The organism is Pseudomonas sp. NPDC086112, assembly GCF_044746425.1.
Classification (GTDB): domain Bacteria; phylum Pseudomonadota; class Gammaproteobacteria; order Pseudomonadales; family Pseudomonadaceae; genus Aquipseudomonas.
The window spans coordinates 1-20,969 of sequence record NZ_JBIVCD010000029.1; the positions used below are offsets into that span (position 1 = coordinate 1).

Genomic DNA, 20,969 nt, shown 5'->3' on the forward strand with positions numbered 1-20,969 from the left:
CCACCCCGCCCCCGCCCCGGCCGCCCCGCCCGCCCCCCGGCACCGACCCCCGCCCCCCCCCCCCGCCGGCGCCGCCGCGCCCGGCCCCGCTCCCCCCGCCGCCCTTGTCGGACTGGCTGATGTAACCGTGTACGGCGTTGGACATGATCACGCTGTCGATAATCGGCTTGATCGGCTCGGACACCAGCGCTTGCAGCGGGTGCGACTCGATCGGCAGACGGAAACCGGCGAGTTTGGCCATGTGCCCGGAGTTACCGGCGGTGACCACACCGACGCGCTTGGCGCCGATGAAGCCCTTGTTGGTTTCAACACCGATGCACACGCCGTTTTCCTTGCGGAAGCCGATCACTTCGGTTTGTTGAATCAGGTCCACGCCCAAGGCATCGGCGGCACGGGCAAAGCCCCACGCCACGGCATCGTGACGGGCCACGCCGCCGCGACGCTGGACGGTAGCGCCCATCACCGGGTAGCGAGTGTTCTTGGAGCAGTCGAGGTACGGAATCTCGTCGGCCACTTGTTTGGCATCGAGCAGTTCGCCGTCCACGCCGTTGAGGCGGTTGGCGCTGACCCGACGCTCGGAATCACGAATGTCTTGAAGCGTGTGGCACAGGTTGTAAACGCCACGCTGGGAGAACATCACGTTGTAGTTCAGGTCCTGGGACAGGCCTTCCCACAATTTCATCGCGTGTTCGTACAGGTGCGCCGACTCGTCCCACAGGTAGTTGGAGCGAACGATGGTGGTGTTGCGCGCGGTGTTACCGCCGCCCAGCCAGCCTTTCTCGACCACGGCCACGTTGGTGATGCCGTGCTCCTTGGCCAGGTAGTAGGCGGTCGCCAGACCATGCCCGCCACCGCCGACGATGACCACGTCATAGACCTTTTTCGGGGTCGGCGTGCGCCACATCTTCTGCCAGTTTTCGTGATGGCTGAGGGAGTGTTTGAAGAGGCCGAAGCCCGAATAGCGTTGCATAGTCATTTACTCCAAAACCGCGCTCAGCGATAAACCGGGAAGTCCGCGCACAGGGCTGCCACATGCTGCGCGACATTGGCCTCGACATCGGCGTCACCGAGGTTGTCGAGGATGTCGCAGATCCAGCCGGCCAGTTCAACGCACTGGGTAACCTTGAAGCCGCGAGTGGTCACCGCCGGGGTGCCGATACGCAGGCCGGAGGTCACGAACGGCGACTGTGGATCGTTCGGGACAGCGTTCTTGTTCACGGTGATGTGGGCGCGACCGAGTGCTGCATCCGCCTCTTTGCCGGTAAGGCCCTGACGGATCAGGCTGACCAGGAACAGGTGGTTATCGGTACCGCCGGACACTACATCGTAGCCGCGTTTGATAAATACGCCGGCCATGGCTTGGGCGTTGTCGATCACTTGTTGCTGGTAAGCCTTGAAGCCAGGCTCCAGCGCTTCCTTGAAGCACACAGCTTTACCGGCGATGACGTGCATCAGCGGGCCGCCCTGAGCGCCGGGGAACACGGCAGCGTTGAGCTTCTTCTCGATTTCTTCGTTGGCCTTGGCCAGGATCAGGCCACCACGCGGACCGCGCAGGGTCTTGTGGGTGGTGGTGGTGACCACGTCGGCGTAAGGCAGCGGGTTCGGGTACAGGCCGGCAGCGACCAGACCGGCAACGTGGGCCATGTCGACGAACAGCAGCGCACCGACCTTGTCGGCGATCTGACGGAAGCGTGGGAAGTCGAGGGTCTTGGAGTAGGCAGAGAAGCCGGCAACGATCATCTTCGGCTTGCACTCGACGGCCAGGCGCTCGACTTCGTCGTAATCGATCAGGCCGGTCTTGGTGTCGATGCCGTACTGCACGGCGTTGTACAGCTTGCCCGAGGACGACACCTTGGCGCCGTGGGTCAGGTGGCCACCGTGGGCCAGGCTCATGCCGAGAATGGTGTCGCCGGCTTGCAGCAGGGCCAGGTACACAGCGCTGTTGGCCGAAGAGCCAGAGTGCGGCTGAACGTTGGCATAGTCGGCACCGAACAATTGCTTGGCGCGTTCGATGGCCAGGGCTTCGACCTTGTCGACGTGCTCGCAGCCACCGTAGTAGCGCTTGCCCGGATAACCTTCGGCGTATTTGTTGGTCAGGCCGCTGCCTTGCGCTTCCATCACGCGCTTGCTGGTGTAGTTCTCGGACGCGATCAGCTCGATGTGATCTTCCTGGCGTTGCTCCTCGGCATTCATCGCCGCCAGCAGTGCATCGTCGTAACCTTTGATCTGGTCTTGCTTGCTGAACATCGCGTCTCTCCCAGCGGCATCTATGCGCCATTCGTCTCGGTAAGGCACTGGCGTTACGGCAGTGCCCTTTGGAAGCGATGGTATGACCGGCGCAGACAGGTCAAATGCCTATGGACGCCACGCAAAGGTGCGTTTACGACATGGCGAGAAATGGCATGCCGAACACAACCCTTGAAGCAGCCAGGATCCCCTGTGGGAGCGGGCTTGCTCGCGAATGCGGTTTGTCATCCGACACTGATGTTGACTGGCCCGGCGCATTCGCGAGCAAGCCCGCTCCCACAGGGTTATGCGAGGGCGTGGCGCAGGACTAGCAAGATAAGGAAATGCGCAGGATAGAGCGCATACGCCCAACGGCGCATCGGTGGTGGTTGAACGCCTTGGGCATGTCGCAATAGCAGCAGGCCCAGCAGTGGCGCAATCAGACAAGCGGCAATGCCGAGGATGGCTGCACTGCTGTGAAGTCGCGCGGCGTAATACAGCACTTGCCATTGATTGGCCGCCAGGCAGACCAGCCCCGGCAGCAGACTGAGATACCAGGGGCGGTTAATCACCAGCAACATCGCCAGCGGCAACAGCACGCCGAAGAATCCGAACATCAGTCGTTCCGGGAACAGCGCCGCCAGCAACAAGGCACCCGCCGCCAATAGCCGCGGCTGAAGCAGCCTGTGCTGCCAGCCACGGGCGACCAACAAACCCAGAACCAACGTGGGCAACACGTTTAAGGTGTTGTGATCAGGAATGTACATCCGGTAGGGAATTTCGCTTACCGCGCTAAACAGCAACAACCAACCGAAGTAGCGCCACTGCCCGTCGGTGGCTATTGCGCGAGGCCGCGACAGGTTCGCCGCCATCGCCAGACAAAACCACGGGAACGCCAATCTACCCGCCACATACAGAATATCGACGGAATAACCGACATATCGCAGGTGATCGAGCACCATGCTCAGCAGCGCCAGCCACTTGAGCAGATCCAGCGCCCCATCCCGTTGAGTCATGTGCATAATTGCCCGTCAACCGTGTATTTTTCTGACAGCAACATCCCGTGTGCTCCCCGGACGATCTTCGGTAAAGTGCGCACCATCATTGACCACGATGCTCTTCACCATAAGAGCCTCGACCACGGAAGCCGGCCATGACCGATAAGAGCCAACAATTCGCCAGCGACAACTATTCCGGTATCTGCCCTGAAGCCTGGGCTGCCATGGAACAGGCCAACCACGGCCACCAGCGCGCTTACGGCGACGATGAGTGGACCGCACGCGCATCTGATCAATTCCGCAAACTGTTTGAAACCGATTGCGAAGTGTTCTTCGCCTTCAACGGCACCGCCGCCAACTCATTGGCCCTGTCGTCACTGTGCCAGAGTTACCACAGCGTGATCTGCTCGGAAACCGCCCACGTCGAAACCGACGAATGCGGCGCGCCGGAGTTTTTCTCCAACGGCTCCAAGCTGCTCATCGCCCGCACCGAAAACGGCAAGCTGACGCCGGAGTCGATCCGCGAAATCGCCCTCAAGCGCCAGGACATCCACTACCCCAAACCCCGCGTAGTGACCCTGACCCAGGCCACCGAAGTCGGCAGCGTGTACACCCCGCAAGAAATCCGCGCCATCAGTGCCACCTGCAAAGAACTGGGCCTGAACCTGCACATGGACGGCGCACGCTTCTCCAATGCGTGCGCATTTCTTGGCTGCTCGCCAGCCGACCTGACCTGGAAGGCCGGCGTTGACGTGCTGTGCTTCGGCGGCACGAAAAACGGCATGGCGGTGGGCGAAGCGATTCTGTTTTTCAACCACAAACTGGCCGAAGACTTCGATTACCGCTGCAAGCAGGCCGGGCAACTGGCGTCGAAGATGCGCTTCCTATCGGCGCCGTGGGTCGGGATTCTGGAAAACGACGCCTGGCTCAAATACGCCCGCCACGCCAACCACTGCGCGCAGTTGCTGGCTGAACTGGTGAGCGATATTCCTGGCGTGGAACTGATGTTCCCGGTGCAGGCCAACGGCGTGTTCCTGCAACTGTCGGAACCGGCAATCGCCGCACTGACCGCCAAGGGCTGGCGCTTCTACACCTTCATCGGCAACGGCGGCGCACGCTTCATGTGCTCGTGGGACACCGAAGAAGAACGCGTGCGGGAATTGGCGGCGGATATTCGACAGGTCATGGCGGGCTGACACCCACCAGCTTTTGTGGGAGCGGGCTTGCTCGCGAAGAGGGAGTGTCAGTCGACATCAATGCCGCCTGGTACACCGCCTTCGCGAGCAAGCCCGCTCCCACAGGTTCCGCGCCTTAACTGACTGCCCTCCAACAAGACTTCGTCTACATTGACTGGCGAGCCGTTTCGATCCGCTCAGATAACAACAATCAGGAGCGTATGCATGTCACTACAAGGCAAAACCCTGTTCATCACCGGCGCCAGCCGTGGCATCGGCCGTGAGATTGCGCTGCGGGCAGCAAAGGACGGGGCCAACATCGTGATTGCCGCCAAAAGCGCCACCCCTCACCCCAAACTGCCCGGCACCATTTTCAGCGTGGCGGCGGAAGTTGAAGCCGCGGGAGGCAAGGCGTTGGCCTTGCAGGTGGATGTGCGTGATGAAGTTGCGGTGCGCCAGGCCATGGCCGACGCCAGCGCACATTTCGGCGGCATCGATGCACTGATCAACAATGCCGGGGCGATCAAGCTGACCGGCGTGCAACACATCGAACTCAAACGCTTCGACCTGATGCATCAGATCAACACCCGCGCCGTGCTGCTGTGCAGTCAGGCTGCCCTGCCCTATCTGAAGAAATCCGCCGGACACATTCTCAATCTGTCGCCGCCGCTGAATCTGGCCCCCAAGTGGTTCTCCCAGTACAGCCCGTACACGGTGACCAAATACGGCATGAGTATGCTGACCCTGGGCATGAACGAGGAATTCGCTTCCTACGGCATCAGCGTCAATTCCCTGTGGCCACAGACCATGATCGCCACGGCTGCCATCGAGTTTCAGCTGGGGTCACGCGAGTCGTTCAAACATGCGCGCACGCCGGCGATCATGGCGGATGCTGCTTACGCGATTCTGAGCAGCAGTGGTCGCAGCATCACCGGGCGGTTGCTGATTGATGAGGAGATTCTGCGGGAGCATGGCGTGACCGAATTCGATCATTACCGCTTTGAGCCCGACACCAAAGACAAGCTGATGCCAGACCTGTTTGTGGACTGAAATACCAACCATTGTGGGAGCGGGCTTGCTCGCGAAAGCGGTGTGTCAGGCAACATCAATGTTGACTGTGCCGCCGCCTTCGCAAGCCCGCTCCCACAGGTTCAAAACTCGATCCGCACGTCGCCCTTCGGCACGCTGCAGCACGACAGGATGAACCCTTCGGCCTCGTCTTCCTCGGTAATCCCGCCGTTGTGATCCATTTCGACCTCGCCGCCCAGTTTCATCACCTTGCACGTCCCGCAAATCCCCATCCCGCAGGCTTTCGGGATCAGCAGGCCAAGCTTGGCCGCCGCCGCATGCACGGTCTCCCCTGGCGCCACGCGAATGCTTTTGCCGGACGCGGTGAATTCCACCTGATGCAGATCCGCCGCGTCGATTTCTGGAGCATCCGCCGCTTGCTCGGCTTGCTCCACCGCATCGGCACGGGCTTCCGCTGGCGTCGCGCCGAAGGATTCCTCGTGATAACGCTTCATGTCGAAACCCGCCGCCTCAAGCATGCGCTTGACCGCGTTCATGTACGGGGTCGGGCCGCAGCAGAAGACTTCACGGTCGAGGAAGTCCGGCGCCATCAGTTCGAGCATCTTGTGGTTCAAGTAACCGCGATAACCGGCCCACGGCTCGCCCAGACCATGCTTCTCGCAGATCAGGTGCAGACTGAAGTTATCGATCCGCGACGCCATGTGTTCCAGCTCGCGGTGGTAAATGATGTCTTTCGGTGAACGGGCGCTGTGGATAAACACCATGTCGACATTGCCGTTGGTGTCGTAGAACCAACGGGCCATGGACATGCACGGCGTAATACCGACGCCGCCGCTGAGGTAGAGCACTTTCGGCGCAGGGAAGTCCATGGCGTTGAACAGCCCGACCGGCCCGTGCACCGCCAGCTCCTGACCTTCATGCAGGGTGTCGTGCAGCCAGTTGGACACTTTGCCCCCCGGCACGCGCTTGATGGTCACCGAAAAGCTGTACGGCACCGACGGCGAGCTGGAAATGGTGTAGGAGCGCATGATCGGCACGCCGTCGATTTCCAGCTCCAGGGTGACGAACTGCCCGGGCTTGAAGAAGAACAGGATCGGCTGGTCGGCCATGAAGCAGAAGGTGCGCACATCCCAGGTTTCCTGGATGACTTTGACGCAACGGACAATGTGTCGACCATTGGCCCAGGTCTGGGTGGTTACCGGGTTCAGGAAGCTGTTGGACATGCTGTTCTCCACGGCCGACTACCGGCCTTTATGTTGGCGATTCTGCGTATAGCGCAGCTCCTCCATTTACCTATCTGCGACATTCACATACTTATCGCGACCAGCCCCCAATTACCGGGGGTTGCGCGTCGGGAACAGATTGGGCCATGTCGCCCATGGATAAGGTTCTGGCGAGCGCCGGCCCCACACTCGCCCCATACCAAGACATAATCTTTACACCTTGCGTAGCAAACCTGATTAGCCACTTTCGCCGGCCACACAGAATGGCCATGAGGATCAAATCGATGGACGTCACCGCAAAAATCAGCCTGGGCGATCCGCTGGAACCCGCACGCAAGGCCACCGCGCAGATGCTGCAAGAACGCGAGCGCACTTTCTCGCTGCCGCAGCCGTTTTACTCTGACGAGCGGCTGTTTGATATCGACATGCAGGAAATCTTTCAGAAAGAGTGGTTGATCGCCGGCATGACCTGCGAAATCCCGACCAAGGGCAACTACCTGACCCTGCAAGTCGGCAAGAACCCCATCATCGTGATTCGTGGCGCCGAAGGCGTGGTCCATGCGTTCCACAACGTCTGCCGTCACCGCGGTTCACGGCTGTGCACCAGTGAAAAAGGCAAAGTCGCCAAACTGGTCTGCCACTACCACCAGTGGACGTATGAGCTGGACGGTCGCCTGCTGTTCGCCGGTACCGAAATGGGCGCCGACTTCGACATGAAGCAGTACGGCCTCAAACCGGTGAACGTGAAAACCGCTGGCGGCTACATCTTCATCAGCCTGTCGGAAAACCCGCCGGCCATTGATGACTTCCTGTCGACGCTGAACCATTACATGGAACCGTACGACATGGAGAACACCAAGGTGGCGGTGCAAACCACCTTGATGGAGAAAGCCAACTGGAAACTGGTGCTGGAAAACAACCGCGAGTGCTACCACTGCAACGCATCGCACCCGGAACTGCTGAAAACCCTGCTGGAATGGGACGACGTCACCGACCCGCGTGCCGACCAGGCCTTCAAGGACCACGTTGCTGCTTCGGCCGCTGCCTGGGAAGCCGAGAAGATCCCTTACGCCCACGCCAGTTTCGGCCTGCGTAACCGCATCGTGCGCATGCCGCTGCTCAAGGGCACCGTGTCGATGACCATGGACGGCAAACAGGGCTGCGCCAAACTCATGGGCCGGATCAAGACCCCGGCCCTGGGCTCGATGCGCATCCTGCACCTGCCGCACTCATGGAACCACTGCATGGGCGACCACATCATCGTGTTCACCGTGTGGCCGATCAGCGCTCAGGAAACCATGGTCACCACCAAGTGGATCGTGCACAAGGACGCGGTCGAAGGCGTGGACTACGACGTGGAGCGTATGCGCCAGGTCTGGGATGCGACCAACGACCAGGACCGTCGCCTGGCCGAAGAAAACCAGCGCGGGATCAACTCCACGGCTTACCAGCCAGGGCCTTACTCCAAGACCTATGAGTTTGGCGTGGTGAATTTTGTGGACTGGTACAGCGAGCGGTTGCTGAACAACCTTGGGGCCGAGCCTGCGCCGTACCTCAAAGGCGTTCCGGTTCAGGGATAAGATCAAGAGCTTCGCGAGCAAGCCCGCTCCCACAGTTGGCCGAGTCGTTCACAGATTTTGTGTACGCCACCGATCTAATGTGGGAGCGGGTTTGCTCGCGAAAGCGGTCGCACATTCACCCAATCAACTTGAAGACCACCGCACCGACCCATCTTCCCCAATAAACGTCTCTTCGATGTTTTCCCCCACCAGCCGCACCTTCACATAACCGTTCAACACCCGATCCGGGTACGCCTCATCCCGCGCATTTTGCGTTTCCGACCACAGCACCCGCGAATGCCCGTTCAGCTCGCTGGCATTGCCGTAGGGAATCGCCCCATGGCCGGCGCAGCGCGCATGCAACCCGCCTTGAGCGGCGTAGCAGATGCCGTTGTGCAAATGCCCCCAATACCAGTAATCCGGCTCGCGGCCCAAGGCATCGCACACCGGTTGATACAGCGCCGTCTTGTTGTGCCCGGTAATGTCGAAACCCTGGTGATGACTGAGCACCATGATCTTCTTGCGCTGAGGCAGCCCTTTCATCCAGTCGATCTGCTCCTTGTTCAGCGCACCGTCCATGTACAGGTTAATCGGATCCGAGGCATACGCCGTGTCGAGGCCGATCACCAGCCAGTCATCGTTGTACAACGCAAAATAACTGGTGCCCTGCTGCGCCGGGAAACGCTTGGCCAATTCCTTGAAATAGCCATGGGCGCCGCTGTACATCTCGTGGTTGGAGTTGAGAGTGAACGAGCCCTGCTTGCCCATGGGCCAGCCGACCATGTCGACGTCTTCCTGAGAGCGGGTGCCGGCGTAGTACACGTCCCCCAGGTGAATGGTGAAATCAGCCTGGGCCAGTTGCATCTGGTTGGCGACTGAGACCGCCGGGGCGTGGCTATCGAACGGCCCGGTGCCCCAGTCGCCGGCGATGGCTAGGGTCACGTCACTGTCCATGCGCATCAACGCCGGAGTGGTGGCGAACGGCGCGTGATGCCGCAGGTTCTCGATCCACTTGAGCAATGCCTCGCTCCACAGCAGATCCAGCAGTTCCCATTTGCGACAACCGAGCAAGCTGCCGTCCTTGAGCACTCGGGTTTGCAGTTCGTCGACCGATTGCGGCAAGGGGCTGGCGTTGCCGATGTGCAGGATCGACAAGCCATGGGCCAACTCCCACGGCACACTCGGCTGATCGTCTGGCACATCGCCGTGCTTGAGCACGTATTGCGCCTGATCGTGACCCCGCTGCAGCAGCGCGACGATGGCCTGGTACTCCTCCGGCTCAAGCTCGCTGACGAGCTTTTTCCAGGCCATATCCAAACGGGTGAACAAGCCATGTACGCGTAGCTTGACCTTGTCGTACTCGTGTTCCCAATGACTGACCAATGACATGTCGCTTTCCTCCATCCGTAGTGGAATTACAGGGTTTTCATGAACTCGATGAGCGCCCGCTTATCGAGTTCCGACAGTTGCGTGCCGTACAGGTGGCCGCCGTTGTGGTTGCCCTCCAGACGGGTGTCGTACTTGAAGTCCGCCGAGGCCTTCATCTGCTGGCCACTGGTGACGAAGCCGACTTTGTCCTGGTCGTACACATCGGAGCCGGTGAAGAACACCAGCGGTCTTTTTTCCGGTGGTTGGAGCAAGTCCCACAGGGTCGGTACCGAGCCGTTGTGCAAGTACGGCGCGCGCAACCAGACGCCGTCGGTGGGCGTGTTGCTGTAGCTCTGGGTCTTGCGATAGGCGCCAAAGTCGAACGGCGATTTCTTGAAGCCATGGAAAGCCGTCACTAAGCCATTGGTGAACGAGTTCAGCCGATGGGGATCGGTGCCCAGTTCATCAATGCTGGTGGTGACCTGACCGGTGTCGGTGCGGCCGAAATCATGGCAACCGGCGCAGTTGTTTTCCCAGACCGGTTTGCCCCGCGCGACTTTGGCCTGATCCAGCGCGAACGGCCATGCCGGCGCCTTGTGGCCCAGCAACCAGTTGGTCACCCGGTTGAAACTGTCCGGCAACACTGACTCCGGCGTCGCGCCCACGGCCATGGCCGCCGCGTAATTACGCTCATGGATGTCGTTGTTGTTGCCGTCCCAGTGCAGGTACAGCGACTCCCGAGGCTTCTGGTTCCAGACTTGCGGCAAGTCGACGGTGCCGATGGTCGAGTCATCCGGGAAGCCGAACACCACCATTTTCGTCGGGTTGAAGGTGTCGGTGCGTCCCGGCCCTTGCGGTGCGCGCAGACGTTGCCAGGCATAGGCCTGTTTCTGCTTGACCAGCGCGCTCGTGGCCATCGGAATGATCACGTAGCGGTTGTACAAGCGTTCGAAAAACCCGAGCTGGAACTTGCTGTTGATTGCTGTCATCACCGCGTCAGGGGTGAATGTCGGGTCGCTGGCGCAATTGTAGGCGAACCACTGGAAGGCCTGCAGTTGCAGGGTATTGGCCGGAGCGGTGGCCACCGGGATGGCGACGTCGCTGGTATTGGCCCGGTAGGAACCGGTGTGACACAGGGCGCAGTTGGGCTCCACGGTGGGGTAGCCGATCTGCCGCTTGGCCATACCGATCGGCAGGTCCTTGCCGTTCTCGTAGAGGAAACCGAAAACTTCGTAGCCGCCGGGTTTCGGCAGCTTATCCGGGCACATCTGCGGCAATACGGCGAACAGGTAATAGGGAATCCGCGCTTCGATGCCCAGGCCGATGGCGCCGTACTTGTAGTGATCCTCATCGGAGGCGTATTGCTCTGCCGGCACCACCCGCAGCATCTGGTACCAGGTTTCGTAGCCGATAAACCCCAGCGCCAGCACCACGACCAGCGTGGCGACTTTGAAGCTGTGCCGCTGCCAGCGTCGCGCCCAGGCTGCGCGCCACGCATGCCAGCCGTCGCGAAGTAACGCCAGGGGCCGATTGGCCGGCGCGCTGCCCAGGTACAGCAGAACCCCGAGGATCAGGAACATGCTCAGGTCACCCAGCAGCATCGGCACGAATACTTGAGCCTGGTTGCTGGTGTTGATCAGGTAGATCCAGAACGCCACGGCCACCAGTCGCGACAACACGCACAGCCACGAATGCACGACGTACCGCGGTGCGTTGAAGCCTGACGGCATGTAGAACAGGCTGATCCCCACCAGCAGCATGCCGGCGTTTTCCAGCCACGGATCGGAGAGTTGCGGCGGCATCCCGAGCATCGAGGTCAGCAACGCCGGCGCGAACAGCGCCGGAATCGCGAAGACCATGTTCATCACGATGCCTATCCAGATGAAGCGTTGAAACCAGCGGATGTAACTGTCCATGGCATCCATTTCCTTGTGCATGACCCGCAAGATGTAGCGCCTGATAGATTGCCTTCGCGGGCAAGCCTCGCTCCTACAGGTTTCGCACCGCTTTGTAGGAGCGAGGCTTGCCCGCGAAGAATCCAACTCGGTCTAACGACTAGCCGAGGGCGGTTTTCTCCAGGTGTTGCAGGATGATCGGGTACACATCGAGCACCGCATTCTTGCCGAACATGCAGTCGATATGCCCGTAACCCGGCACTACATGTCGGCTGTAGCGCTCCGGTCCATGGGCTTTGCACACGCGCTCATAGGTCTTGAGCGTGCTTTCCGGCAGGTAGCACTGGTTGTCTTCGCCGCTGATGAAACAGATCGGCATGGTCAGCCGGTCGAAGTGCGGCATGTAGGCGTCCTGGCCCTTGAAGTCCACCAGATGGCCTTTGCGCAGGATCAGCGCCAAGTGCTCGAAGGTCTGCATGTTCGATTCGCCGAAAAGCTCATGCAGGTTGTCATGCAGGGTGTCGTTGAGCGTGTCGTGGCGGTACAGCGACGCGTACATGAAGGTGATGCGATGGCATACCGGGTTGGTGCAGTAGCCCTGAGCCTCGATGCGGGCGTAGCCGTTGAGGGCCTTGTCGTAGAGTTTGTTGAACCAGCTCTCCTTGTTGTCGGCATACGCGGTGAGGGATTTGATGCCGATGGCGTCGAGCATCCCCGGAAGGTGCAGGCCGGCCTTGAGCCCGGTTGCCGTGGCGACCACCGTATCCGCGGCGATCTGCGAACACACCACCGAACGCACGCCCTGCAACCCGGCCAGCAACGACATGAAGAAAGTCGTCGCGCCGTAGCAATGCACCACACATTGCACGTCCGCCGCCTTGGTCGCCTGCTGAATCTGCGCGATGGCAGCCTTGAAGTCGTACTGCGCAATCTGGTCGCCGTTCCATTCCTTCTTGCTTGCAGGCAACAGAATGCTCACCCGCAAATCCAGCAGCCAGACGTCGTACTCGTGCTTGCACAAGAACTCCAGCAGGTTGGTCTGGATGGTGTCGGTGGAGAAAATATTCGAGCCCACGCCCAAGCCATGCACCAGCATCACCGGCCCTTTGCTGCCACCCTGATAGCGGGTCAGGCGTAGCTGTACGTTGTCTTCGGTCTGGAAGAACTGCACGCTCGGGATCGGTGCATCCAATGGGCGTTTCTGCCGCGCAGGTGCATCGGGGTTGAAGTAGATGTCGCCGGCGAACACCCCACCGTAGCTCTCCCACAAGATGCCGGCGAAGAACTTGCCGAACCGCGCCAGACCGTCGATGCGCTCGCGTTCGTTGCGCGCGTTGAGCACCTTCATGGTGGTCATCTGCTTGGCGAAATCGGCTGGATGGATGTGCATCACCCCCGAACCCAGCACTTCACCGGTCTTGTCCGACCCACGATACAGCGTCACGTAGAGGGTGCTGGTGTCGTGCCAGACGTTCAGCACGCCATTGTCTTCGGGCACGGTCTTGAACGCGCTGAAGTAATAATCGCTGCCGTCCTCGGCGGTCAGTTTCATGTCGTAATTCATGTGCCGCACGCCGACCTGTTCCTGATATTCCTCGAACAGGTTGAACACGCCATTGCTGGCGGTCAGCGGTTCCGGCGACAGACCCGGCGCATTGAGCGTACCGACCAGTGTCGCCGCGTGCTCCGGTTCCTTGATCATGCGGTTGAGGTCGTTGGCGGTGATGGTCAGGGTGAACTCGATCGGCGAGTTCTCCGACTCGCCACGTTTGGCCGCCGCTTCGTAGAGTTTGAGATCAGTGCCTTGAGACTGAGTGAAGTCCTTGGAGAAATAGCCCTTCATGGTTTCGGTGAACTGCACGCCGAGGGTCGGCGGCGCCACCTGTTTGCGCGGTGCCGAGGGCAGCGTGTAGTCGATGTGCCAACCGCGATCGGCCGCCAGCAGGCCCATGTTGCGCTCGCTCACGGCAGAAATGGTCAGCAGCGGATTGACCGCCAGGGAAGTCGGAATCACCGCGCCGTCGGCCACGTACAACCCGGCATAGACATTGGTGCCACTGGCGCTGCTGAACACCTGCCCCTTGTGGTTGACCACCCCCTGCTCCGCGTCCTCGCCCATTACACAGCCGCCCAACGGGTGAACGGAAACGATGCTGTGTTTGAGCAACTCGGTCCAGATCGGGTTCTCCACCCAGATCCCGCCCAACGCCTTGGTGCTCTGGTGCAGCCGATCGTTGCCAATCTTCACGTTTTCCTGCTCGCCGACGCCCGGCCAGTCGATGCGCAACTGATCCTTGCTGTCGAGCACCATGCGCCCCTTGCCGTCGTCGTGGCTCATGATCAGGTAGGTCTGCATGTTGTGCAGGGCGCCGTGATACGGGCCGCGCAGGAAGCTTTCGGTTTCGCGCTCCGCGTACTTGAGCTTGCCGGTGAAACTGTCGTCGGTGGGCTTGCCGATCAACCCGGCGAAAGCGGCCATGCTCGGCACCATCGGCCGGCCTAGCGCGCCGGGGATCGAGCCTTCTTCGATGACCATGCGGCTGCGCCAGTCGCCTTCGGTGCGCAGGTCGATGATCGAGGTGATGCACGGGCCGACCGGTTTCATTTCACTGGCCGGATGCGCACCGAAACCGATGCCGTTGATCGCTTGGTCGCAGTTGTGGCCGAAACCGAGAATGTCACCGTTGCCGCTCATGTTCTCGCCAAGCTGATTGGACGTCGACAAGCCTTTGTCCCGAGAGCGCAGGAGGATTTCGGTGGAGCCCAGGGTGCCCGCCGACACCACAACAATGTCAGCTTTGACGAACAGCGTCGGTGCCGAGAACTTCTCGCGGCCACTGTCCAGGTATTGGAAGTGCACGATCCAGCCATCGCCATCGGCGTCGCGCTCCAGGTGCCGCACCTCGGCCTGGCAGAAAATTTCCGCGCCGTGGTTCCAGGCGTCCGGCAGGTAATTCATCAGCGTGGTGTTCTTGGCCTTGTTGTTACAGCCCGACACGCAGTCGCCGCAGTGGTTGCACGGCAGCTGCTCGACGCCGACGTGGTTGAGATTGTTCGGCAGTTTGTCGAAGGTCACGTTGATCGGCGGCTTGTAGAAATGCGCCCCCTGCTTGAGGTAGTCCGCAGATTTTTTGTTGGCTTCCAGTTTCGGCAGCACCGGCGAGGTGCTTGGGTAGGGATTGGGCTTGAGCATCTCCCGAGCCCGGGCGTACCCATCCTTGAGCAGCGTGTCGCGGTGTTCACGTACCGCCAGCGGCCAGCGTGGATCGTCGAACACACCAGGTTCCGGTTCCAGCGCGACGTTGGCGTTGATCAGCGACGTGCCGCCCAGGCCGCAACCGACCACCACGTTCTGCTGGGCGTTGACGTGCAGGTCGAACAACCCGGTGCGCGAACCGATGTGCCCGTCCGGGTCATGGACTTGCAGCTCTTCGGTGGCCGCCAGCATCGTGTTGGGGTATTCGCCGGGCTGGATTTCCCGGCCCCGCTCCAGCAGGCACACCCGCTTGCCGGCCCGGGACAGGCGCGACGCCGCGATCCCGCCGCCGTAGCCGGAGCCGATGACGATCACGTCGTAATGTTCCTTGATGTCACTGATGGGCGTGGCGATCCGTGTCATGGGTCATTTCCTCTCAGGCAGATGGGCAACTCTGTGGTTGCCTGCAATCGATAGACGAACAAACGCCTGGTCACCGGGCACGGTCGGGCCTCAATGGCAGCGGCGTCAGGGTATGGGGAAAGGCTTCAGGCGCTATAGGCGAGCGCGCTGATTGGTGGCGCGACGGTGAATCCGTTTACGCAGCAAGGTGGCGGGGGTCGGTACACAGGTCACGCAAGGGTTTGGGTGCGAGCGATATGGCTGGCTATCCATCACGCGTTCTCCCTGAACCAGATGTGGATAAGTGACGGCTGTCCTTGTGCCTGAGAGTGAAGACAGGCGACAGATCGAAGTCAAGGAAGTGTCTTAGAACTGTATGAAATCTGATCTATCGCGTTCGGGCCTATACAGACCGTGGCTTGCAGGGTTCAGCGAACAAGTTATCCACATCTCCACCCACAGCTATTGGGGACAACTGTGGACGAGAGCCCAAATTCATTCACAAAAAATGAAGAAAAACCGTGACTTATCCAGAAGCAGGGTTTTATGCAGCTACTGATCATTTTTTGATCAAAAGTCTGCAGGGCACGGTTCATATGACGTGTAGAGGATGGCGAACACCTTATCCACAGAAGCACCAACAGACTTTGGGGGCAACTTTGCAGGCTCTGTGGAAAACTGCTGAAAGCCGTGAGAATTCGGGGTTTGCGGAAGGATTAACGAGGGAAAACGGCGAATTGAACATTATTTGACCAACTCACTGAAAGCCTCGGTTTATATAGCCTGTAGCGGACAGCGAACATCTTATCCACAGAAGCGCCAACAGAGATTGGGGGCAAGTATCGACGTGTGAGCAACGTTACTCTGTGGAAAAAGCTCGAAAAAACCGTGGGTTAGGCTGGTTGTTTTTTGTACGGAGGGCTGGAGGGCTTGCTGGGTATGGGGTGTAGCGAGGCGCGAACATGTTATCCACAGAAGCGCTAACAGGGATTGTGGGTAACCACAGTGACTTGTTGGTGTGCACACAATCTATGATCGACATAGAACCCGTGTGGGAGCGGGCTTGCTCGCGAAGGCTGACTGACATTCAACATCGATGTCGACTGACCCGCCACTTTCGCGAGCAAGCCCGCTCCCACACAAACAGGGCTCAGCCTTAAGGCCGATACATCAAATAAGCCTCACCCGTAACCCGAATCATTGGGTGGGGCGAGATCTGGCAGGTATCGACGATCCGGAAGCCATGACGCTCATAAAACCGCCGGGCGCCAGTGTTCGCCGCGTAATCGATCAAGCTCAAGCCGTTGAGCCCCAACCGGTTGGCACGGTCGTAGGCGTAGGCGAGGAATTGTTTGCCCAGGCCCTGATTGCGCCAGCCCTCATGCAGGGCCAGGCTCGAAATATAAAGGGTGTCGGGGATTTCCATCGTGGCATACGGCGCCAGGACCGGATCGGTCACGGGAGCGGCCTGGGGATCGTGGCGCATCGCGTAGCTGTGCAGCATGCCGATAACCTTTCCTTCGGCCTGCGCGATCAGGCAGTTCTGATAGGAGAAATCCACGTCTTCACGGGCGTAACGACTGGTACCGACCTCCAGCAGGTCCTGGCCGGGCTGCGCCAGTTGGCTCCAGATGTAATCCGAAGCACCCTCTGATGAAATCTGGAACAAACGGGCGATCTCGCGAGCATCCGTGCGCAATGCCGGACGAAATTCAACAGCCATTATTTCCCCATAAACTTCGATGAGATGATTTTCAGGTTCTGCGTTTCCGGTATTTCACCTGTTCGGGCACGAGCACTCTGTGGGAGCGGGCTTGCTCGCGAAAACGGTGTGTCAGTCAACGATGATGTTGAAGCTGATGACCCCTTCGCGAGCAAGCCCGCTCCCACAGGTTTTGTGTTTGTCCAGGTTTAGCGAACCACGCCTTCTTCAATCAACAACTTGAGAATGGCTTCAGCGCCCGCCTGCGCGGTCACGCCCTTGAGTACTTGCCCGCCTCCGCCACTGGCCTTGGCTGTCGCGGCTTTCATGCGGTCTGCACCGCTCTTGGCCTTGATCACTTTCAAGCGTTTTGGCCGTGGCTTGGCCGGTTGCAGCGTGGCCACCGCCAGCAGTTCATCGTCGATCACTTCAACTTCATCTGCCTGCAACACCCCGCGCCGCGCCGGACCGTAGGCGCTCTGCCGAGGCTTGGGCGCTGCGTTATCCACAGTCGCCAGAAACGGCAAGCGCACTTTCAAGCGACGGCGCTGACCGCGAGGCAAGGCCTGCAGTACCAGCGCCGAACCGCCGTCGATGGATTCGACCTGCGCCAACCCCACCACCAGCGGCCAACCGAGGCTTTCGGCCAACAGGAACGGCAACATGCCCGAGCCTTCGCCGGTTTCCGCCTGGCTGCCGGTCAGCACCACTTGCGCCCCGGCATCACGCAAATACGCAGTCAATGCTGGCAGCGCGTCAGCACCTTCCGGTTGCTCCAGCACATGCAACTGTTCCAGGCCCATGCCCAGATAAGCGCGCAGCGCAGGCTCCGCGACGTCGCCGGCATGCAGCACTTGCAGGTTATCCCCAGCCAGTTGCAGGCCCAGTTCAACCGCTCGTGCATCCTGCTCGGCGCGGCGTGGCCGGCCGGAGGTCGGGTGGGCGCCGATGGACACCAGGCTGATGATTTTCGTGCTCATAACCCTTTCCTTTCCTTAAGCCGCATCGCGCTTGGCTTCATTGCGGTAAGCCTCTACCGCATCGATCAAGGCTTGAAGAATCTCGGCGCTCTCACCGATCACCGACAGGTCGGCCCGTTTGATCATGTCGCAGCCAGGATCGAGGTTGATCGCCACCACCTTGTCGCAGGCACCGATGCCTTGCAGGTGCTGGATCGCGCCGGAAATGCCCACCGCCACGTAAACCCGTGCCGTCACCCAAGTGCCGGACGCACCGACCTGACGGTCGCGAGCCATGAAACCGTCGTCCACCGCCACTCGCGATGCACCTTCGGTCGCGCCCAACGCCTCGGCCGTCCTGTGGAAAAGTCCCCAGTCCTTGACCCCGTTGCCGCCCGAGAAGATGAACTCCGCTTCGGCCATCGGAATCGCCGCCGGGTCCACCGCCACCGCGCCCAGATCTTCGATCCGCGACAGGCTGCGGGCGACTGCTGTGGATAACTCCACTGGCAAGGCTTCGTGTCGGGTTTCGCTGACCGGTTCGGCGCATTCGGCAGCAGCCAGAATCAAGCGGGCGACCGGACGCGCAAGGTCTTGCAAACCAGCACCGGCGCGGCCGATGCACTCCTGATCCTTGACCTGCCAGACCCGCGTGGCCGGGCGTTCGCCCAGTGCGGCGGCAAAGCGTCGACCCAGTTCGCCACCACCGCTGCGGCTGTCCGGCAGCAACCAGTGACGGGGGCCGAACTGGTTATCCACAGCCCGCAGGCCCTGGACCCGTTGTTCCGGTGCATAACCGCTGAATTCGTCGCCCTCAAGCACCAGCAAGCGATCCACGCCAGCCGTAGCGAAGGCGTTTTCCTTGTGCTCACCGAAGACCACGGCCAGTACCGCGCCGTCCTTGCCGGCCAACTGATGGGCCAGGCCAAGCAAATCGCGGTCGTGGCTGCTCAAGCGACCGCCGACCATGTCCGGCACCACACTGATGTAGAACGCGGGTGCAACCACTTGATGCAGCGGCAATTGCACTTCAACCGCGGCCGAGCGTTTGGTCGCCCCGCCCTGCTGAGCGCCGCTGCGGTCGATCCGCTTGATGCCGTTGGGGCCGATAAAACCGATCCCGTGAGGGTTCTTGCGGATGACACCGTTAGGTCCCATCCAGCTGTGTTGCGCCGGTTGCATGGCCGCGTGCAGCGGGTGCAGACGGTTGCGGGCGATCCATTCGGCGCGTGGGTCGCGGCGGATAATGTCGCTCATCAATGCACCTCCGCAGGTTCACGTTTGGCCGGTGCCGAAGGCTTTCCCGGCGCGGCGTCTTCGAGCAGCGCATCGGCTACCAGTTCGGCGATGTCCTTGATTAGTGGACGCGGTTCGACCACGCCTTCGAGCATCGCGGTGCACTGTGGGCAACCCACGGCCACCAGTTCGGCGCCGGTTTCGCGGATGTCTTCCATGCGCATGTCGGGAATCCGCTGCTTGCCTGGAATGTCGGTGATCGGTGCACCGCCACCGCCGCCGCAGCAGCGCGAACGGAAACCGGAGCGTTGCATTTCCTTGATCTCGATGCCCAGGGCGCGCAGTACTTCACGCGGTGCCTCGTATTCGCCGTTGTAGCGACCGAGGTAGCACGGGTCGTGATAGGTCACGCTGCTGCCTTTGTGCTGGCCGAGGTTCAGGGCGCCTTCGCCAATGATCTCCGCCATGTAAGTGCTGTGGTGCTGCACGAGGTAGTTGCCGTCGAAGGCGCCGTACTCGTTTTTCAGCACGTGGAAACTGTGCGGGTCGCAGGTGACGATGCGGTTGAAGCTGTACTTGGACAGGGTCTGAATGTTGCGTTTGGCCAACAGTTGGAAGGTCGCTTCGTCGCCCAGACGCCGGGCCACGTCACCGCTGTCGCGCTCTTCAAGCCCCAGCACCGCGAAGTCGACCTTGGCCGCTTTCAGCACTTTGACGAAGGCACGCAAGGTGCGCTGGTTGCGCATGTCGAAGGCACCGTCGCCGACCCAGAACAACACGTCGGTGGATTTCTTCTCGCTGAGCAGGTTCAGGTTCAAATCCGCCGCCCAGTTCATCCTCCCGCCCGGCGCGAAGCCGCCAGGGTTGTCGGTGGCGATCAGGTTTTCCAGGACTTCGGCGCCCTTGTTCGGGGTCGCGCCTTTTTCCAGGGTCAGATGGCGGCGCATGTCGACGATGGCGTCGACGTGCTCGATCATCATCGGGCATTCCTCGACGCAGGCACGGCAAGTGGTGCAGGACCACAGGGTTTCAGCGTCCACCAGACCGTTGACGATTGGTTGATGCGGATTGCCACCGTGTTCGCCAATGGCTTTGCCCGGATAAGGGCTACCAGCAAATTTGGCATCGGTGCCACCGGCCAGGCCAACGACCATGTCCTGAATCAGTTTTTTCGGGTTCAGCGGCTGGCCGGCGGCGAACGCCGGGCACGCGGCTTCGCATTTACCGCACTGCACGCAGGCGTCGAAGCCGAGCAGTTGGTTCCAGGTGAAATCCTTGGGTTTTTCCACGCCCAGTGGCGCATTCGGGTCATTCAGATCCAGCGGCTTCAAACCGGTGGAACGACCACCACCAAAACGCTCGGCGCGACGGTGCCAGGCCAGGTGCAAGGCACCGGCGAAGGCGTGCTTCATCGGCCCACCCCAGGTCATGCCGAAGAACAGTTCGCTAACGCCCCACAGCACACCGACGCCGAGGATCGCAGCGACCACCCAACCACCGAAGTTTTCCGGAAGGATGCCGGCGACCGGCAGGGTCAGCAGGAAGAACGATGCCGAGAACGCCATCAGGCTTTTCGGCAGGCGCATCCACGGGCCTTTGGACAAGCGGGCCGGTGGGTTGCGACGGCGCAGGAACATAAAGATCGCGCCAACAAACATCACCGCCGACATCAGCAGCAGTGCATAACCGAGGATGCGGTTATGCAGGCCAAAACCATGTACCAGAATCGCCAGCACAATGGACGCCACCGCACCACCGGCCGTGGCGACGTGGGTGTTGGCAATGTATTTGTCCCGCGCGACGACGTGGTGCAAATCGACCATGTAGCGTTTGGGCATGGCGAACAGGCCGCCGATCAGGTCGACTTTCGAAGCCCGGCCCTGACGCCACATAGCCACCCGCCGCAACGCGCCCAGGACAGCCAGGCCCAAGGCAGCGAACAACAGGATTGGAAGAAGGGTGTTCAACATGTGGAGCTCCCAAAGACCTCGGGGGTCTTGC

The 20,969-nt window shown here is 60.7% G+C and carries 15 protein-coding genes; 4 read left to right on the plus strand and 11 right to left on the minus strand.

The window, feature by feature from the left end; genetic code table 11:
* From ACIPLA_RS19195 to ACIPLA_RS19205, 3 genes are all read right to left on the minus strand, one after another.
* Positions 1–970 (minus strand): sarcosine oxidase subunit beta family protein (locus ACIPLA_RS19195; protein WP_401175062.1); only part of this gene is annotated, 970 nt, incomplete at its 3' end.
* 23 nt (positions 971–993) lie between these two features.
* On the minus strand, positions 994–2,247 hold the full coding sequence (gene glyA / locus ACIPLA_RS19200; RefSeq protein WP_401175065.1) for a serine hydroxymethyltransferase: 1,254 nt from the start codon (positions 2,245–2,247) through the stop codon (positions 994–996).
* A 284-nt stretch (positions 2,248–2,531) separates the two neighbouring features.
* Complete coding sequence (locus ACIPLA_RS19205; RefSeq protein WP_401175068.1) at positions 2,532–3,248, minus strand: TraX family protein; 717 nt, start codon at positions 3,246–3,248, stop codon at positions 2,532–2,534.
* Between the two features lie 131 nt (positions 3,249–3,379).
* Between ACIPLA_RS19205 and ACIPLA_RS19210 the strand changes: the two genes are divergently transcribed.
* Positions 3,380–4,420, plus strand: coding sequence for a low specificity L-threonine aldolase (locus ACIPLA_RS19210; protein WP_218395231.1), 1,041 nt, complete (start codon positions 3,380–3,382; stop codon positions 4,418–4,420).
* Positions 4,421–4,624: 204 nt separating this feature from the next.
* Entirely contained in the window at positions 4,625–5,449 is an 825-nt protein-coding gene (locus ACIPLA_RS19215; protein WP_218395232.1) for an NAD(P)-dependent oxidoreductase, read from the plus strand.
* 101 nt (positions 5,450–5,550) lie between these two features.
* On the opposite strand, the gene gbcB is transcribed toward ACIPLA_RS19215, so the two are convergent.
* A complete protein-coding gene (gbcB, locus tag ACIPLA_RS19220) occupies positions 5,551–6,651 on the minus strand; it encodes a glycine-betaine demethylase subunit GbcB (RefSeq protein WP_123497283.1) in 1,101 nt (366 codons plus the stop codon).
* Between the two features lie 284 nt (positions 6,652–6,935).
* Here gbcB and gbcA point away from each other — a divergent pair, with 284 nt between their 5' ends.
* A complete protein-coding gene (gene gbcA, locus ACIPLA_RS19225; RefSeq protein WP_401175073.1) occupies positions 6,936–8,231 on the plus strand; it encodes a glycine-betaine demethylase subunit GbcA in 1,296 nt (431 codons plus the stop codon).
* 123 nt (positions 8,232–8,354) lie between these two features.
* Here gbcA and ACIPLA_RS19230 read toward each other — a convergent pair whose 3' ends face one another.
* The 3 genes from ACIPLA_RS19230 to ACIPLA_RS19240 form a co-directional block, all read right to left on the minus strand.
* On the minus strand, positions 8,355–9,599 hold the full coding sequence (locus tag ACIPLA_RS19230; RefSeq protein WP_401175076.1) for a metallophosphoesterase family protein: 1,245 nt from the start codon (positions 9,597–9,599) through the stop codon (positions 8,355–8,357).
* A 26-nt stretch (positions 9,600–9,625) separates the two neighbouring features.
* Positions 9,626–11,494, minus strand: a complete 1,869-nt coding sequence (locus ACIPLA_RS19235; RefSeq protein ID WP_401175078.1) for a hypothetical protein — start codon at positions 11,492–11,494, stop codon at positions 9,626–9,628.
* 139 nt (positions 11,495–11,633) lie between these two features.
* Positions 11,634–15,092 (minus strand): GMC oxidoreductase, encoded by a 3,459-nt coding sequence (locus tag ACIPLA_RS19240; RefSeq protein WP_401175081.1) that lies wholly within the window; start codon positions 15,090–15,092, stop codon positions 11,634–11,636.
* A 500-nt stretch (positions 15,093–15,592) separates the two neighbouring features.
* Between ACIPLA_RS19240 and ACIPLA_RS19245 the strand changes: the two genes are divergently transcribed.
* A complete protein-coding gene (locus ACIPLA_RS19245; RefSeq protein WP_401175083.1) occupies positions 15,593–15,823 on the plus strand; it encodes a hypothetical protein in 231 nt (76 codons plus the stop codon).
* A 404-nt stretch (positions 15,824–16,227) separates the two neighbouring features.
* Here ACIPLA_RS19245 and ACIPLA_RS19250 read toward each other — a convergent pair whose 3' ends face one another.
* The 4 genes from ACIPLA_RS19250 to dgcB form a co-directional block, all read right to left on the minus strand.
* Complete coding sequence (locus tag ACIPLA_RS19250) at positions 16,228–16,794, minus strand: GNAT family N-acetyltransferase (RefSeq protein WP_401175086.1); 567 nt, start codon at positions 16,792–16,794, stop codon at positions 16,228–16,230.
* Between the two features lie 188 nt (positions 16,795–16,982).
* Positions 16,983–17,753: an electron transfer flavoprotein subunit beta gene (locus tag ACIPLA_RS19255; protein ID WP_030128552.1), complete on the minus strand. Its 771-nt coding sequence runs from the start codon at positions 17,751–17,753 to the stop codon at positions 16,983–16,985.
* A 15-nt stretch (positions 17,754–17,768) separates the two neighbouring features.
* Positions 17,769–18,989, minus strand: coding sequence for an electron transfer flavoprotein subunit alpha/FixB family protein (locus ACIPLA_RS19260; RefSeq protein ID WP_401175089.1), 1,221 nt, complete (start codon positions 18,987–18,989; stop codon positions 17,769–17,771).
* Positions 18,989–20,938 (minus strand): dimethylglycine demethylation protein DgcB, encoded by a 1,950-nt coding sequence (dgcB, locus tag ACIPLA_RS19265; RefSeq protein WP_218395239.1) that lies wholly within the window; start codon positions 20,936–20,938, stop codon positions 18,989–18,991. The genes ACIPLA_RS19260 and dgcB overlap by 1 nt, the downstream gene beginning before the upstream one ends.
* Between the last annotated feature and the right edge of the window lie 31 nt (positions 20,939–20,969).

Coding starts and splice junctions, on each gene's coding strand:
- ACIPLA_RS19205 (WP_401175068.1), bottom strand. CDS start 3,248: ATGCACATGACTCAACGGGATGGGGCGCTGGATCTGCTCAAGTGGCTG.
- ACIPLA_RS19235 (WP_401175078.1), bottom strand. CDS start 11,494: ATGGACAGTTACATCCGCTGGTTTCAACGCTTCATCTGGATAGGCATC.
- ACIPLA_RS19240 (WP_401175081.1), bottom strand. CDS start 15,092: ATGACACGGATCGCCACGCCCATCAGTGACATCAAGGAACATTACGAC.
- ACIPLA_RS19230 (WP_401175076.1), bottom strand. CDS start 9,599: ATGTCATTGGTCAGTCATTGGGAACACGAGTACGACAAGGTCAAGCTA.
- ACIPLA_RS19260 (WP_401175089.1), bottom strand. CDS start 18,989: ATGAGCGACATTATCCGCCGCGACCCACGCGCCGAATGGATCGCCCGC.
- ACIPLA_RS19250 (WP_401175086.1), bottom strand. CDS start 16,794: ATGGCTGTTGAATTTCGTCCGGCATTGCGCACGGATGCTCGCGAGATC.
- ACIPLA_RS19210 (WP_218395231.1), top strand. CDS start 3,380: ATGACCGATAAGAGCCAACAATTCGCCAGCGACAACTATTCCGGTATC.
- dgcB (WP_218395239.1), bottom strand. CDS start 20,938: ATGTTGAACACCCTTCTTCCAATCCTGTTGTTCGCTGCCTTGGGCCTG.
- ACIPLA_RS19215 (WP_218395232.1), top strand. CDS start 4,625: ATGTCACTACAAGGCAAAACCCTGTTCATCACCGGCGCCAGCCGTGGC.
- glyA (WP_401175065.1), bottom strand. CDS start 2,247: ATGTTCAGCAAGCAAGACCAGATCAAAGGTTACGACGATGCACTGCTG.
- ACIPLA_RS19255 (WP_030128552.1), bottom strand. CDS start 17,753: ATGAGCACGAAAATCATCAGCCTGGTGTCCATCGGCGCCCACCCGACC.
- gbcB (WP_123497283.1), bottom strand. CDS start 6,651: ATGTCCAACAGCTTCCTGAACCCGGTAACCACCCAGACCTGGGCCAAT.
- gbcA (WP_401175073.1), top strand. CDS start 6,936: ATGGACGTCACCGCAAAAATCAGCCTGGGCGATCCGCTGGAACCCGCA.